The organism is Nonomuraea sp. NPDC049269, from assembly GCF_043197155.1.
Taxonomy (GTDB): domain Bacteria; phylum Actinomycetota; class Actinomycetes; order Streptosporangiales; family Streptosporangiaceae; genus Nonomuraea.
In genome coordinates, this window is the sequence record NZ_JBICSO010000003.1 from 505,645 (window position 1) to 519,269 (window position 13,625).

The 13,625-nt window shown below is 72.3% G+C and carries 14 protein-coding genes; 9 read left to right on the forward strand and 5 right to left on the reverse strand.

What is annotated here, in order from left to right; translation table 11 throughout:
• The first annotated feature begins 88 nt into the window (after positions 1–88).
• The 7 genes from ACGFNP_RS20040 to ACGFNP_RS20070 are packed head-to-tail and all read left to right on the forward strand — an operon-like array spanning position 89 to position 3,907.
• Positions 89–412, forward strand: coding sequence for a WXG100 family type VII secretion target (locus ACGFNP_RS20040; RefSeq protein ID WP_358316507.1), 324 nt, complete (start codon positions 89–91; stop codon positions 410–412).
• A 16-nt stretch (positions 413–428) separates the two neighbouring features.
• On the forward strand, positions 429–728 hold the full coding sequence (locus ACGFNP_RS20045; RefSeq protein ID WP_219527046.1) for a WXG100 family type VII secretion target: 300 nt from the start codon (positions 429–431) through the stop codon (positions 726–728).
• An 8-nt stretch (positions 729–736) separates the two neighbouring features.
• Positions 737–1,102, forward strand: a complete 366-nt coding sequence (locus ACGFNP_RS20050; protein ID WP_358316504.1) for a hypothetical protein — start codon at positions 737–739, stop codon at positions 1,100–1,102.
• An 8-nt stretch (positions 1,103–1,110) separates the two neighbouring features.
• Entirely contained in the window at positions 1,111–2,430 is a 1,320-nt protein-coding gene (locus ACGFNP_RS20055; RefSeq protein ID WP_393320482.1) for a hypothetical protein, read from the forward strand.
• Positions 2,431–2,432: 2 nt separating this feature from the next.
• Complete coding sequence (locus ACGFNP_RS20060; RefSeq protein WP_393320484.1) at positions 2,433–2,759, forward strand: hypothetical protein; 327 nt, start codon at positions 2,433–2,435, stop codon at positions 2,757–2,759.
• Positions 2,760–2,771: 12 nt separating this feature from the next.
• Positions 2,772–3,476, forward strand: a complete 705-nt coding sequence (locus ACGFNP_RS20065) for a hypothetical protein (protein WP_393320486.1) — start codon at positions 2,772–2,774, stop codon at positions 3,474–3,476.
• On the forward strand, positions 3,476–3,907 hold the full coding sequence (locus tag ACGFNP_RS20070; RefSeq protein WP_393320488.1) for a hypothetical protein: 432 nt from the start codon (positions 3,476–3,478) through the stop codon (positions 3,905–3,907). Before ACGFNP_RS20065 ends, ACGFNP_RS20070 begins: the two co-directional genes overlap by 1 nt.
• Here ACGFNP_RS20070 and eccCa read toward each other — a convergent pair.
• Complete coding sequence (gene eccCa / locus ACGFNP_RS20075) at positions 3,904–7,902, reverse strand: type VII secretion protein EccCa (RefSeq protein WP_393320490.1); 3,999 nt, start codon at positions 7,900–7,902, stop codon at positions 3,904–3,906. The genes ACGFNP_RS20070 and eccCa overlap by 4 nt on opposite strands.
• Positions 7,903–8,032: 130 nt before the next feature.
• On the opposite strand from eccCa, the gene eccD reads away from it, so the two are divergent.
• The gene (gene eccD, locus ACGFNP_RS20080; protein ID WP_393320494.1) at positions 8,033–9,424 is read left to right on the forward strand and encodes a type VII secretion integral membrane protein EccD; all 1,392 of its coding nucleotides are present in this window, start codon (positions 8,033–8,035) and stop codon (positions 9,422–9,424) included.
• On the opposite strand, the gene ACGFNP_RS20085 is transcribed toward eccD, so the two are convergent.
• Both ACGFNP_RS20085 and ACGFNP_RS20090 read right to left on the reverse strand, forming a co-directional pair.
• Positions 9,421–10,263, reverse strand: coding sequence for a hypothetical protein (locus ACGFNP_RS20085; protein ID WP_393320497.1), 843 nt, complete (start codon positions 10,261–10,263; stop codon positions 9,421–9,423). The two genes, eccD and ACGFNP_RS20085, sit on opposite strands and share 4 nt — an antisense overlap.
• Entirely contained in the window at positions 10,260–10,574 is a 315-nt protein-coding gene (locus ACGFNP_RS20090) for a hypothetical protein (protein WP_358316479.1), read from the reverse strand. The genes ACGFNP_RS20085 and ACGFNP_RS20090 overlap by 4 nt, the downstream gene beginning before the upstream one ends.
• A gap of 184 nt (positions 10,575–10,758) precedes the next feature.
• On the opposite strand from ACGFNP_RS20090, the gene eccB reads away from it, so the two are divergent.
• Positions 10,759–12,156: a type VII secretion protein EccB gene (eccB, locus tag ACGFNP_RS20095; protein WP_393320500.1), complete on the forward strand. Its 1,398-nt coding sequence runs from the start codon at positions 10,759–10,761 to the stop codon at positions 12,154–12,156.
• Here eccB and ACGFNP_RS20100 read toward each other — a convergent pair.
• Both ACGFNP_RS20100 and ACGFNP_RS20105 read right to left on the reverse strand, forming a co-directional pair.
• Positions 12,150–13,226, reverse strand: a complete 1,077-nt coding sequence (locus tag ACGFNP_RS20100; protein WP_393320503.1) for a transglycosylase SLT domain-containing protein — start codon at positions 13,224–13,226, stop codon at positions 12,150–12,152. The two genes, eccB and ACGFNP_RS20100, sit on opposite strands and share 7 nt — an antisense overlap.
• Positions 13,227–13,337: 111 nt before the next feature.
• A complete protein-coding gene (locus tag ACGFNP_RS20105; RefSeq protein ID WP_358316470.1) occupies positions 13,338–13,622 on the reverse strand; it encodes a hypothetical protein in 285 nt (94 codons plus the stop codon).
• Positions 13,623–13,625 lie beyond the last annotated feature (3 nt).

The following is a 13,625-nucleotide window of genomic DNA, read 5'->3' on the forward strand; positions in this document are numbered from 1 at the left end:
TCGAGGAATGTTGAAGTCACAGCCGTTCATCCGGTGCGCCCGCTTATGGTGCTCGCGTTGCCCCATATTCGATTCCGGGAGGTGAACCGTGGCGCAGCCGACCACCTATCAGCAGGGCAGTCAGCACGACGCGGCCGCGCGCGCGCTGATCGCGCACGAGCACATCACGCAGATCCACAACAGGCTGCTCCAGATCCCCGACCAGCTCGGCAGCGCGTGGAAGGGCGAGTCGGCGACCGTCTACGCGCAGGTGCTCAACGAGTGGAACCCGCAGTTCAAGAAGGTCATCGACGCCCTCCACCTGATCGCCGAGAACCTCAAGGGCTCCGGGATCGAGTACGACGAGGCCAGCACGTCCGCGCAGGCCGTCACCCAGAACCTCATGGCCGCGCTCAACGGCGGCAAGCTCTGACCTTAGGAGGGTCTCCATGACAGGTGGCGGCGACATCATCCTCGCCAATTTCGACGAGATGGAGGAGATCGCGGCCGAGCTCGGCCGCGCGTACGCCAACCTCGTCGGCGAGCTGACCGACCTGGAGAACGACCTGAAGATCCTGGAGACCTGGGACGGCTCCGCGAAGGGCGTCTACCTGGAGGCCAAGCGCGAATGGAACGACGCCGTCGTGTCCATGGGTGACACCATGCAGCGCTTCGGGCCCGCTCTGCACGACGCGACCGAGATCATGCGCGACGCCGAGCAGGCCAACGTCCGGCGCTGGGGCACCTGAGCGGAACGATGGCGGAGAACGGAACACCCCCAGAGCTGCTCATCGACCCGGCGGCGGCCGGTGACCAGGCGATGTGCCGGCCGGACGCGCTGCTCGACATCGCGGGGGCCATGTCGAGAGACCTGCTGCCCCGGCTCGAATCGGCCGGGCACACGGTGCCCGACCTGTCGTTCAACGCCGTGGGCGACTGGGATGTGGCACGGGGGTACGCCGAGACCATGCAACGGGCGCGCATGGCCACGGTGGACACGATGGAGTTCGTCACCGAACTGGTCAGAAGGGTCGTCGACGATCTGGTCGCCACCGCCAACACCGCCAGGGACGGCGACCAGCGGGCGGGCGAGGCTGCTCGCCGTACCAGATCTTCCGGATAGAGGGGCGCGTGGGAGAACCGAAGCCGATCAAGGAGGGCGCGCTGCCGGCGGGCGCGCCCGAGAGCTACGGCGGGCGCGACTCGATCCGGCGGCTGGTCATGAGCACCAGGCCGGAGGAGTTCGGCGGCGTCGCCGACGCCTACCAGTCCACGGGCACGCTGCTGGACCAGACGATCAAGGAATTGACCACCTATGCCTCACGTCTCGTCGCCGATGGAAACTGGGGCGGCGAGTCGGCGCGGGCCATGCTCGGACGGATGGCGCGGGTGCAGTCGTATCTCGGCACGCTGCGGAGCCAGATCGGCGACATCCCGCCATCCGTTCAGCAGGCCGGTCGCGAACTGGCCACGGCGAAGGAGAAGTTCGAGCAGGCCACTCAGGAGCAGTACTACACGGTGGACACCGGGTCGTACATCTCCAGGGAACTGGGGAACGATCCAGACGCCGACGCCCAGCGCTTCCTCGCGGAGCTGAACGGCCGATTGGCGGACGCGCACGGGACGCTTCCCGCGCGGCTGCCGTGGGACCCCGACCTGGCCGCCGGCGCGCCGTATACGCCGGCGCCGGTCGTGCGGGACAGCACGCCGGTGGGTGACGGGATCGAGTTCCCCGATCAGGAGTCCACGCGCCCGGTCGCCCGGCTGGCCAGTGTGGACCGGGCGGCGTCACCGATCTCGGTGACGCCGCCCGCTAACGCGTCCACCCCGGCGGTACCTCTCGCCTCGTCGGTCCCCGGCACCGCCGCTCTCCCGACCTTGGGGACGACGCCGGGCCAGGTCCCCGGGCTGATCACGTCCACCGCCGGGACGCCGTCCGTGGCCCAGCCCACCGGCTACCCGCCGACGACCGGCCCCACGCCGACCGGGCTCCAGCCGGTCACGGCCGAGCCGAGACGGTCCCCCACCGGCACCGGCACCCGCCAGTCCGTCCGCACGCCGTCCGACCCGATGCGGTCCGACCGAACACCATCCGACCACATGTCGTCCGACTCCACGCGCTCCGTCCTGGACGAGGGTCCACCGGGCACCAAGCCCACCTCCGACCAGGCCCGTACCCCGCTCGGCAGCGTGCCTCACGAGACGGGTCCGTCCGTACGGCCCGGTGTCGTGCCGGTCGTCGACGGGACCTGGCCTGCGACCAGGACGGCATCGTCCGGCGGCCCCACAGGGGCGGCCGCCGGCACCGGTGGCATGCCGTTCATGCCGATGGGCGGCGGCCCGACCGGATACGAGGGTGCGTCCGCCGCGCACCGGACGGTCGCGCCGCCCCCCGACGACTCGGGCCTGTTCCGTCCCGCGTACGACCCCGGCCAGCCGGTGGTGGACTGACCATGACCTCCGAGAACGACCTCAAGCGCATGCAGCTGGACGCCGACTCCGTCCGCGAGGTGGGCCGCAACCTCGGCAAGAAGCCCATGGAGCACCTCAACGACCTGACCCGCGTGGTCGCCGGACTCAACGTGCACGCCCGCCACTACGGCCTGTTCGGCTTCTTCGGCTCCTCGCTGGAGGACGCGCTCGACCAGGTGAAGCTGGCCGCGCACCAGTACGTGTCGGCGACCAGGCACGAGCTGGCCGAGATGGAGTCGAAGGCGTTCGACACGGCCAACACCGCCGTTCAGGGCGACGGTGCGGCCTCCGGCGTCATGGCCGGCTGAGAGCGAGGACACATGCCGACACAACCGGAATCCGTGATCGCGGGCGCGGGCATGGCCCAGCTGGGTGCGGCGCTCCTGGGCGGCGGCCGCGCGAAGTACGCCGGACTGATCATCGCGCTCACCGTCGCCGACACCCCGGAGCTGCGGCGGGCCGCGCAGCAGTGGGAGGAACTGTCGGCGGGGCTACGCGAGCATCCCCAGCAGGTTCAGGAGTCCGTCAAGGACGTTCGCTGGACGGAGACGAGCGCCGAGCTGTTCCACCAGACGGTCGACACGCACGCCAACGAGGTGGCCGACAAGGCCGGTCTGCCGCAGTCCACGGCCGACTCCATGCGGACGTCCGCCGATGTTCTCGACTTCGCCGGCGACCTGATGCTCGACGTGGGCGCCGCCATCCTCCTGGCAGGGACGATCTACCAGCTCGGGCGGGTCAATCCCTACTTCCGGCCGGCGGCGGAGGTGGCGGCGACGATGTTCGGCCGCCGGGCCGATCAGCAGGCTGGGCAGGGCGCCATCAAGCTGCAGACGTTCCTCAGGGGTACGGAGGGCGTGGTCGGCAAGATCGCCGGCCGGTTCGCCAAGGTGTCGCCCGCCAAGAAGCTGCTCTTCGGCGGGGCGACCGCCATCGGTGGCGGGATGGTCGCCAACTCGGCCGTGGCCGGTGACCTCAGCGGATCGGCCCTCCCGCAGGGCAACCAGCAGACGAAGGAGGCATGATGCGGGCTTTCGACGAAGCATCCATCGACCGCATGATCGCCGGCACCCAGCGCCCTCTGGACGGGTTCGAGGAGCTCTACCAGCAGGTCCTGGCCGTGCAGGGGTTCGCCCAGGACGCGGAGAAGCTGGTGACGGTCGAGTGCTCCGCGCAGGGCGTCACCGGGCTGGACATCAACCCGCGCGCGCTCCGCTGGGGCTCGGACAAGCTCGCCACCACGATCCTGGACCTGATCGCCACGTCGCTGGCCGACCTGCAGGAGAAGTCGAACGCGATCATGGCCGAGAAGTGGGGCGAGGCCCCGCTCGACCTCACCAAGCAGGACAACCCGGCCGAGCTGCGCCTGCGGAACGCGCAGGAGACGTACGACAGGGCCATGGAGAACGCGATGGCCGAGCTCGCCCGCATCCAGCGCCGCCTCGACGACGCCTAGCCCGCTTCCGGCGGGGCCAGGTAGGCCGTCTGGATGAGCCGCGCGCCCGAGCGCCGGTCCACATAGACCCCCCGCCCGGGCGGCAACTGCTGCGGCCGCACGTTGCCGAACAGCGCCCCCTCGTCCCGCGGCCCCGACAGCAGCACGGCCGGGGTGTTCATCTCCTTCAGCCGCCGTACGACCGGGTCGAGCAGGCCGCGCCCCGCGCCGCCCATCGCCCGCCCCAGGATCAGGTGCAGGCCGATGTCGCGGGCCTGCGGCAGCAGGTCCCCGAGTACGGCCAGCGGATTGGCGGACGTGGCCACCAGGTCGTAGTCGTCCACGATCACGTACAGGTCCTGGCCGGTCCACCAGCTCCTGGTACGCAACTGCTCGGAGGTGAGGTCGGGCGGCGGCAGCCGGGTCTGCATGACCTCGTAGATGCCCTTGAGCACGGTGGCCGCGGCGGTGCTGGAGGCGGCGTAGCCGATGCGGTGCTCGTTGTCGGCCGTGTCGAGCAGCGAGCGCCGGTAGTCGATGATGACGATCCGCGCCTCCAGCGGCGTGAACCTGTCGACGATGCCCTCGGCGACGACGCGCAGCAGGTTCGTCTTGCCGCTCTCGGTGTCGCCGAAGACGACGAAGTGCGCGTCGGCGTCGAAGTCGAGGGACACGGGCGCCAGGGCGGCCTCGTCGATGCCGATCGGGATGCGCGGCCCGCTCTGGTCCGGTCCGGGCAGCGTGTGCACGGGGAACAGGTCCGGCAGCAGCCGCACGGGCGGCGCCGGCGGCTGCCGCCAGGCGCTCGCCGCGTCCGCCACCAGCGCGGCGACCCCTTCGGTCAGGTCGTCCACCGTGGCCTTGCCGTCCACGCGGGGCAGCGCGGCCAGGAAGTGCAGCGCCTCGCGGGTGAGGCCGCGGCCGGGGGCGCCCTCGGGGACGTTGGCGGCGGCCTTCCTGTCGATCTCCGACTCGAAGGAGTCGCCCAGCCTGAGCTCCAGCCGGGTGGAGAACATGTCGCGCACGTTGGACCGGAACTCCGACCACTTGTTGGCCGTCCCGACGACGTGGATGCCGAAGCCGAGCCCCCGGGAGACCAGCTCGCTCAGCGGCGCCTCCAGCGACTCGAACTCCTGGCGCATCGTGGCCCAGCCGTCCACGACGACGAAGACGTCACCCCAGCCGTCGCCCTCGTACGCGCCGGAGGCCACCAGACGGCGGTAGGTGGCGACCGAGTCGATGCCCCGCTCCACGAACAGCCGCTCCCTGCGCGCCAGCAGGGCCGTCACCTCCGCCACCGTCCGCCGCACCCGGTTGGCGTCCAGCCTGGTCGCCACGCCGCCGACGTGCGGCAGCCCGGCCAGCGCCGACAGCGTGCCGCCGCCGAAGTCCAGGCAGTAGAACTGCACCTCCTTGGGCGTGTGGGTGACCGCGAGCGAGGCGATCAGCGTGCGCAGCAGCGTGCTCTTGCCCGTCTGCGGCGACCCGATGATCGCGGCGTTGCCCGCCGCGCCCGACAGATCCAGCCAGTACGGATCGCGCCGCTGGTCGAAGGGGCTGTCCACGATGCCCACGACGGCGTGCAGCCGGCCGGGGCGGTCCTGGTCGGTGCCGGCGGCGGTGAGCCCGTGCGACGGGGTCGCCAGGACGGGCGGCAGCAGCCCGTCGAGCGAGGCCGGCTCCTTGAGCGGGGGCAGCCAGATCCGGTGCGCGGCGGGTCCCTGCCCGTTCAGGCGGTCCACCACGATGTTGAGCAGGCTGTCCTGCTGCTCCCGATCCTCGGCGACGGGCTCGGGCTCGACCTCGGGCGGCGGCGGCAGCGGCACCCGCTCGGTGCCGTACCAGACGATCTTGCCCTGGTGGCCGGGGCGCGCGGCGACCGCCCGGTTCTCCCGCTGCGCCGCCTGGTAGGGGCCGGACACATAGGCCGCCTTGAACCTGGTCATCCCGGTCGTCTCGAACATCAGGTAGGCGTTGCCGGGTTCGGGCGGCAGCGAGTAGGCGTCGGCGACGCCCAGCACCGCCCGGCTCTCGGCCGCCGAGAACGTCCGCAGCCCGATTCGGTACGAAAGGTGCGTGTCCAGCCCGCGCAGCCGTCCCGACTCCAGCCGCTGGGACGCGAGCAGCAGGTGCACGCCGAGCGATCGGCCGAGCCGCCCGATCATCACGAACAGCTCGATGAACTCCGGCTTGGCCGACAGCAGCTCGCTGAACTCGTCCAGCACGATGAACAGCGTCGGCATCGGCGCCAGCGCGGCGCCCTGCTCGCGGGCCTGCTCGTAGTCGCGCAGCGAGCCGTAGTTGCCGGCCGAGCGCAGCAGTTCCTGGCGGCGGACCATCTCGCCGTGCAGGGCGTCGTGCATGCGGTCGACCAGCGGCAGCTCGTCCTCCAGGTTGGTGATGACCGCCGACACGTGCGGGAGCGTGTCGAGCCCCAGGAACGTCGCGCCGCCCTTGAAGTCGACCAGGACGAAGTTCAGCACCTCGGAGGAGTGGGTGATCGCCAGCGCGAGGACGAGCGTGCGCAGCAGCTCGCTCTTGCCGGAGCCGGTGGCGCCGACCACGAGCCCGTGCGGGCCCATGCCACCCTGCGCCGCCTCCTTGATGTCGAGCTCCACCGGCCGGCCGTCGGCGCCCAGGCCGAGCGGCACCCGCAGCCGGTTCCTGACCGGCCGCGGCTGCCAGGTCACGGCGGCCGAGATCCGGCGGGCGTCACCGATGCGGAGCAGGTCGGTGAGCGTGGTGTTGGTGGACAGCGCGTCGCGCTCCTCCTCCGCCCCGCCCGCGACACCTGCCCGCAGCGGCGCGAGCTGCCTGGCCAGCGCGGCGAACGCGGGCAGGCCGAGTACGTCGGGCCGGCCGAGCGCGGTCCTGACCTGCTTGCCCATGTCGTCCTCGGCGACCCGGACCACCTCGTCGGCGGTGACGTCGAGGTACAGCGAGAGCTGCGCGGGCGCCTGTCCCGCCGACCCGCTGAGGTCGACCACGGTCACGCCCTCGATGGCGTCGGTCCCGAGCTGGCTGCCCGGCGGAACCCGGCCGCCGTCCAGGATCACCACGTGGTACGGCAGCGCGTCCTGCGAGAGCCCCCGGCTGAACCTGGGCCGGTCCTTCAGCTCGAACCCGAGCAGGTCGTCGAGCTCCGCGAGGTCCCTGGTGACCAGCCGGACCGGGCCCGCCCCGTCCTCCTCCTGGGGGTGGAAGGCGTGCGGCAGCCACTTGACCCACTCCCACTCAGCCGCCCGCTCGGCCCCGGTGCACACGGAGACCCGCAGGTCCTCGGGCGAGTGCAGGGCCACCGCCTGGGCCAGCGCGGCGCGGACCAGGCCGCGGGCGGCCTCGGGGTCGCCCGCGAGCGTGATCCGGGCGAAGGAGTGCAGCGCCAGCGCGACCGGCAGGCCGGGAACCGTGGCGTGGGTACGCACGAAACGGCGCAGCGCGCCGGCGGACATCGGGTCGAGATCCTCGATCGGCCGGCTCTCCGGCGGGATCAGCGGCAGCGCGAGGCGCTGCGCGGAGGTGGCGATCCGCACCTGGCCGAAGTCGTCGTCACGGGGCCGCCGCTCCCACAGCCGCGAGGTCATGACCAGCGACCACAGCGTGACGGGGTCGGGATGGTTCCAGGTCATCGCCTTGCGCTGCTGTTCGGCGGCACGGCGGACGCGCCGGCGCACCTGCTCCAGGTAGCGGTAGTAGTCGCGGCGCTGGCCGTTGATCCGGCTCTTGCGCTCTCCGGTGGTCCTGAGCATCTGTCCCATCGTCATGCCCACCATCGAGACGGCGAACAGGCCGCTGGACACCATCATGATCGGGTTGCCCGTGCCGCCGCCGGTGAACATGAGCGCCATGGCGCCCGCCCCGGCGATCATCGGCAGGTAGGTCAGCACCTGGGTCAGACCGCCGCCCGTGACCGTCTCGGGAATCTCGGGTGGCGCTTCCAGCAGGACCTCACCGCTCGGCTGCTCCGGCGGCCTGCGCCGCTCGGGCCGACGCACCACCCATGTATTGCCGCTCACCGCACCTCACCGAACAAGCCACCAAACAACCCTCATAAAAGCCCGTCAGACCCCGTATTCAGCGACATTTCAAATTTTCTCGACATATTTACGGCGGCGCGTCGGGAGCCGAGTCCATAAACTCCTCCAAGTGAGCGCCACCGGAACCGACCTGTGCCGGGTCACGATCGTCACCCCTCGGGGATCCCTCGATCTCGGCCTGCCCTCGGACATGCCGCTGGCGAGCATGCTGCCGACGCTGCTGCGCATCGCGGGCGAGGGCCTCGCGGAAGCCGGTCTGGCCCACGGCGGCTGGGTGCTCCAGCGCGTGGGCGGGCAGCCGTTCGACCTGAACGTCACGCTGTCGGACCTGGCCGTGCACGACGGGGAGCTGCTGCACCTGCGGCCACGGGGGCACGAGCTGCCCGAGACCGTCTTCGACGACGTGGCCGACGCCGTCGCGACCGGCGTGCTCGAACGCACCAGCCGCTGGCAGCCCGCCGTCACCAGGTCCTACGGCCTGCGGACCACCTCGGTGGCACTGGGCGCGGGCGCCGCCGCCCTGCTGCTGACCGGACCGCCGTGGACGCCCGCCGCCATCGTCGCGGCGGGCATCGCGCTGGTGCTGCTGCTGGCCGCGGTGGCGTTGTCACGGGCCCTGGGCGACGCGGGCGCGGGGGCGGCGGTCGGGTACGCGGCGCTGCCGTACGGATTCGTCGCCGGGCTGCTCGGACCCGATTCGCCGACCGGGCTGGCCGGGCTGGGCGCCCCGCACCTGCTGGCGGCGTTCGGGGTCACGCTGATGCTGGCCACGGCGACCGGGTTCGCGGTCGCCCAGGGGCGGGCGACGTTCCTCGGCGTGGCCTTCGCCGCGTTCTGCGGTCTGATCGGCTCGGTGGCGGTCATGGTCTTCGCCGTGCCGGCGGCCGGTCCGGCCGCGCTGCTGGCGACGCTGGCCGTGGGCATGACGACGGTGGTGCCGTCGGTCTCGTTCCGGCTGGCCGGGATGCCGCTGCCCGCCCTGCCGACGACCGCCGACGAGCTGCGCCGCGAGGGCGGCGACCTGGACGGCCGGATGGTGATCGACCGGACGGTGGTCGCGGACGGCTTCTGCACGGGCCTGCTCGGCGGGGTGTCGCTCATCGCGCTCGGCGCCCAGGTGCTCCTGGCGGTGGAGGGCACCTGGACGGCGATCGCGATGAGCCTGTCGCTCTCGGCCGCGCTGCTGCTGCGCGCCCGCGTCTTCGAAGGCCGCGGCCAGCGCATGTGGCTGCTGACCTCGGCCCTGCTCGGCGCCGGCCTCCTCGCCCTGGCCGTGGGGCTGGGGGCGGCCCGCGAGCTGGTGCTGTTCGGCCTGGTGCCCGCGTTGGTGGTGTTCGCGCTGCTGGCGGCCGGGGTGTCGCTCTGGCTCGCGTCGGCGCGGCCCTCCCCGTTCTGGGGGCGGCTGGCCGACATCCTCGACATCGTGCTGATGATCGCCCTGCTGCCGCTGGCGCTGGCCGTACTGGATGTGTACGAGACGATCCGCGGGCTGGTCGGCTAGGGCGTGAGCCGGTCCTTGGCCACCTCGTCCAGGGTCCGGCCGCCGTCCGGGGTCTTCACCCGCCAGTCGAAGTACTGGGCGCCGTCAGGCAGCGGGCTGCCCGGTGGCGGCGGCCGGAACGTGGCGGCCCGAGCGGGATCCGAGGTGTCGATCCCGGCCCGCGCGAAGTCCACCCGCGAGGTGGCGGTCGTCCGCATGAAGCCGAGCTGCCAGATGGCCGGTCCGCCCATCGCGGCGGCGACGCCGCCCACGCCCGCCTTGAGGAAGACCGACAGCCGCTCGGTGGAGCGGGCCAGGGCCGCGCTGGACTGCGCGCCGGCCGCCCGCATCGCGAGGCGGGCCGCCACGGAGGACTGCGGGGCCAGCGCCATGACCTGCAGCGCGGTCAGCCTCAGATAAGTCTCCTGCGCGATCTTCGCCGCGGTGATCCAGTACGCGGCGATGGCGTCGCCGATGCTGTCGACGTGCCCCGCCACCCACTGCACGTTGTAGCGGTAGGTCTCCAGATCGGCCTTGAACCGCTCGGCCGCCGAGACGAACGCCTCCTGGTCCCTGGCGATCCAGTCCTTGCCCGAGTCGGCGATCACCCGGCTGATCGCGCCGCTGGCCGGCTTGTCGAGCTTGCCGCCCGCGCCCGCCTGCAGGTTGGCCGCCGCCTCCCAGATGCCGGGCACGTTCGCGACCGCGGGCAGGGTGGCGAGCAGCCCGATGAGGACGGAGGGTTCCAGCTTCGCGGCCTGCCTGAGGCTCCGTTGCACCGCTGCGGGGTTGGGCGGGATCTTGTACGCCCCGGAGCCCGCCTTGCCCGCGCCCGCGATCTTCCGGATCCCGCCCTTCACGGTTTGACCCGCTGGACCGCGGCGTCCTCGGCGGCGATCCAGTTCCGCTGCGCGTACTTCAGCGCCCCGTCCTCCCAGCCGGTCAGCACGCTCCTGGCCGCGTCGGCGTCCCGCTGGAGCGTGTCGAGCAGCGAGGAGTAGAGCGCGCCGATCGTCCACTCGCCGAGCAGGCCCCAGCCGGGGAAGGCGATGGACTCGTTCTCGTCGAGGATCTGGCGCACCGCGTCGAAGATCGGGATGAGGTCGTCTCTGAGCACCTGCCGGACCTCTCCGATCGCGGCGGGCGTGATGTAACGCGTATCCGGCTTCACGCCGGTAACTATGCGACACCACCCGACTCTCCCGGCGAAACCGGGCACGCATTTAACGATCACGCCATCCGCCGGTAACCGGGGGTTGGCGCTCAGGACCACCATTACAGAACTGTTGAAGTATCACGCTCTGGTCGTTTTTATCTGGATAAATTGGGCCGGGCGAATTCCGGGGAGGTGAGGCGTGCACAGCCAGCGCGACCTCTACCAGGCATACCGGCTCACGGTCCAGCGCATCGGCCTGGCCCTGATGCGCGCCCAGCCGAACCAGCCCGAGTGGCCGCTACGACGGCAGAACATCGGCTTCATGGCCGGCGCGATGGTCGCCGTGCTGCTGGGCGTCGGGTTCGCGGTCCTGGGCCTGATCCGTCCCAGCGGGACGAAAGCGCTGCAGGACCCGGGCACGCTGATCATCGAACGCGAGACCGGCGCCCGCTACGTCTACAGCCAGCCGCAACGCCGGCTGATCCCGGTCGCCAACTACGCCTCGGCCCGGCTCGTCCTCGACTCGCCGCAGATCACCGAGCGGGTGGTCGCCAGGGAGGCGCTGAGCTCGTACGAGCGCGGCACGCCCGTCGGCATCCCGGGGGCGCCCGACTCGCTGCCGTCCGCCCAGCGGCTCGCGGGCGGCCCCTGGTCGGTCTGCGTCCAGGAGCGCGAGAGCGACACGGGGCGCGTGCCGTACGTGACGCTGATCGCCGGACGGCAGGCAGGCGACCGGCCGCTCGCCGAGGACAGCGCGATGCTCGTGGACGTCGGCGGGCAGACCTGGGCGATCTGGCACGGCGCCCGGATGCGTGTGCCCGCCGGGATCGCGCGCGGCCTGAGCGGCACCGACCCGGCGGCGGTCCCCGTGGCCTGGCTCAACGCGCTGCCGGAAGGGCCGGACCTGGCCGCGCCCGCGATCGAGGGGCGGGGCCGCCCGGTCACCGGGCCCGGTGGCGAGAAGGCCGCCGTGGGCCAGGTCTTCCGGGCCACGGCCGTCGCGGGCGGCGAGCCGCGCTGGTACGTGCAGGCGGCCGACGGCCTGGCCCCCATCACCCGCACGCAGGCGACGCTGCTGCTGAGCGACCCGGCGGCGTACGACAGCGGCACGACCGCCGAGATCAGGATCGACGCGGCGACGGCCAACGCGGCCCCGCGCTCCCGCACCAAGATCCCGGCCGACGGCCTGCCCGCGTCGATGCCGAAGATGACCGCCTACGACCCGGCGAGCCCGCTCTGCGCGGTCTACGCCGACGCGGACAAGGGCTCGGCCCGCGCCCGGCTGATGTCCGGCGGCACACTGCCCGCGCCCCACGGCGACGCCACGGATCTCGTACGGCTGCCGCCGGGCCGGGCGATCGTGGCCGGTGTCCTGCCCGGCGACGGCCAGCTCGACGCGGTGCAGTCGTACTACCTGGTGACGGACGAGGGGCGCCGCTACGCCGTGCCGAACGCGGACGTGCTGGGCAAGCTGGGTTACGACGCCAAGCGCGCCACCCCGGTGCCCGCCAACGTGCTGCAGCTCATCCCCGAGGGGCCGGTGCTGGACCCGGCGCGCGCCGCCAAGCCGGTGACCGGCGACGCACCGGCTCAGTAGCCCCGGTAGGCTCCGCCGGTCTTCGTGCCGACGACGCCGGGCACGTTGGAGACCGAGCCGTAGCGCTCGATGGCGTAGCGGACCCCGGCGATGATGTTGTCGACGGGGTCGTAGATGTTCCCGTGGCCCGGTAGCTTCCACCGGTCGAACGTGGGGTCGATCGTCTGCATGAGCCCCTTGGACGGCGTGCCCTTGGCGGCGTTGGAGTCCCAGTTGTTGATCGCGTTCGGGTTGCCGCCCGACTCGTGCCGGATGATGGTCCAGATGTCGTTCGCGTTCATCTTCTCGACCGGGTAGCCCTGCGCCTTGAGGACGTTGACGGCCTGTGAGATCCAGTCGGCCACCTGGCCCTGCGGGGCCGGTCCGCCGCCTGCCGGGGGCGGTCCGCTCGGCCCGTACCCCCCGAAACCGGGCAGGCTCTCTCCCTGAGCGAGGGAGGTGCGGTTTTCGGCTTGTTGCCGTGACGGGGTCCAGTCCAGGGACTTACCGGAGCCGGGGGCGAAGGGTTCCGTGTCCGGCTCCGGCCAGTTCCCGGTGGATCTGCCCAGGCCGCCCAGCAGGCCCTGGATGCCGGCGGCGGCCGTGCCCAGGGCGTTGTTCGCGTTCGTCCGCTGCTCCTCCAGCTGCTTGCGGGCGTCACCGGCCAGCGACCGCACGCCGCTCAGGATCTGGTCCTGTGTGGCCTGCGGGTTTCCGGCCTGGAAGTCGCGTACGGCGGCGGCGTAGTTCTGGCAGATCCCGTTCGCCTGGGACTCGGCCGTCCGCAGGGCCTCGGCGGCGGTGGCGAGATGCGTGGCGCACTGCGACAGCACGCCTTGCAGGGTGTCGCCGATCTGGCCGGCCCGGTCCATGTACGTGACGAACGCGTCGGCGCTCGCGCCCTGCCAGGCGGCGTCCAGGTCGCCGACGGCCGCCCTGACCGCGGCGGTCTGCCCTCTGCTGGTGTCGGCCGCCGTCCGCCACACCTCGGCGACGCGGCCGGCCGCGCCCGGGTCGCCCACCAGCGTCGCGGCCAGCGTGGCCAGCTCGGCGCCGCCGGGGGCGCCCCGCGCGTCCTCGATGCCGCTCATGGCCGCACCGCGCTCATCGCCGCACCACGACCTCATCGATGCCGCCCACCGAGGCACCGCAACCCCATCGACGCCCGCTCACCGGCACACCGCGGCCCCGTCGATGCCCACTCACCGGTGCACCGCGGCCCCGTCGGCGCCGGTGAACGTCCGTTCCACGGCATCCAGGGCTCGCTCCACGGCCAGGAGATGGTCGCCGAGCGTTCGCGAGGTGGTCCCGGCGGCGTCCTTGAGCGCGCTCACCGCGGCGGCCAGCGCTCCGGAGTTCGCGAGCCCGCCGAAGGCGGCCTGGTCGATCGCCGCGCCGGACACCGACCCGGCGACCTCGGCGAAGGCACCGGACGCGTCCTTCGCCGCCGTCCCGCACCCGTCGAGCGCTTCACGGTGATATTTCATGAC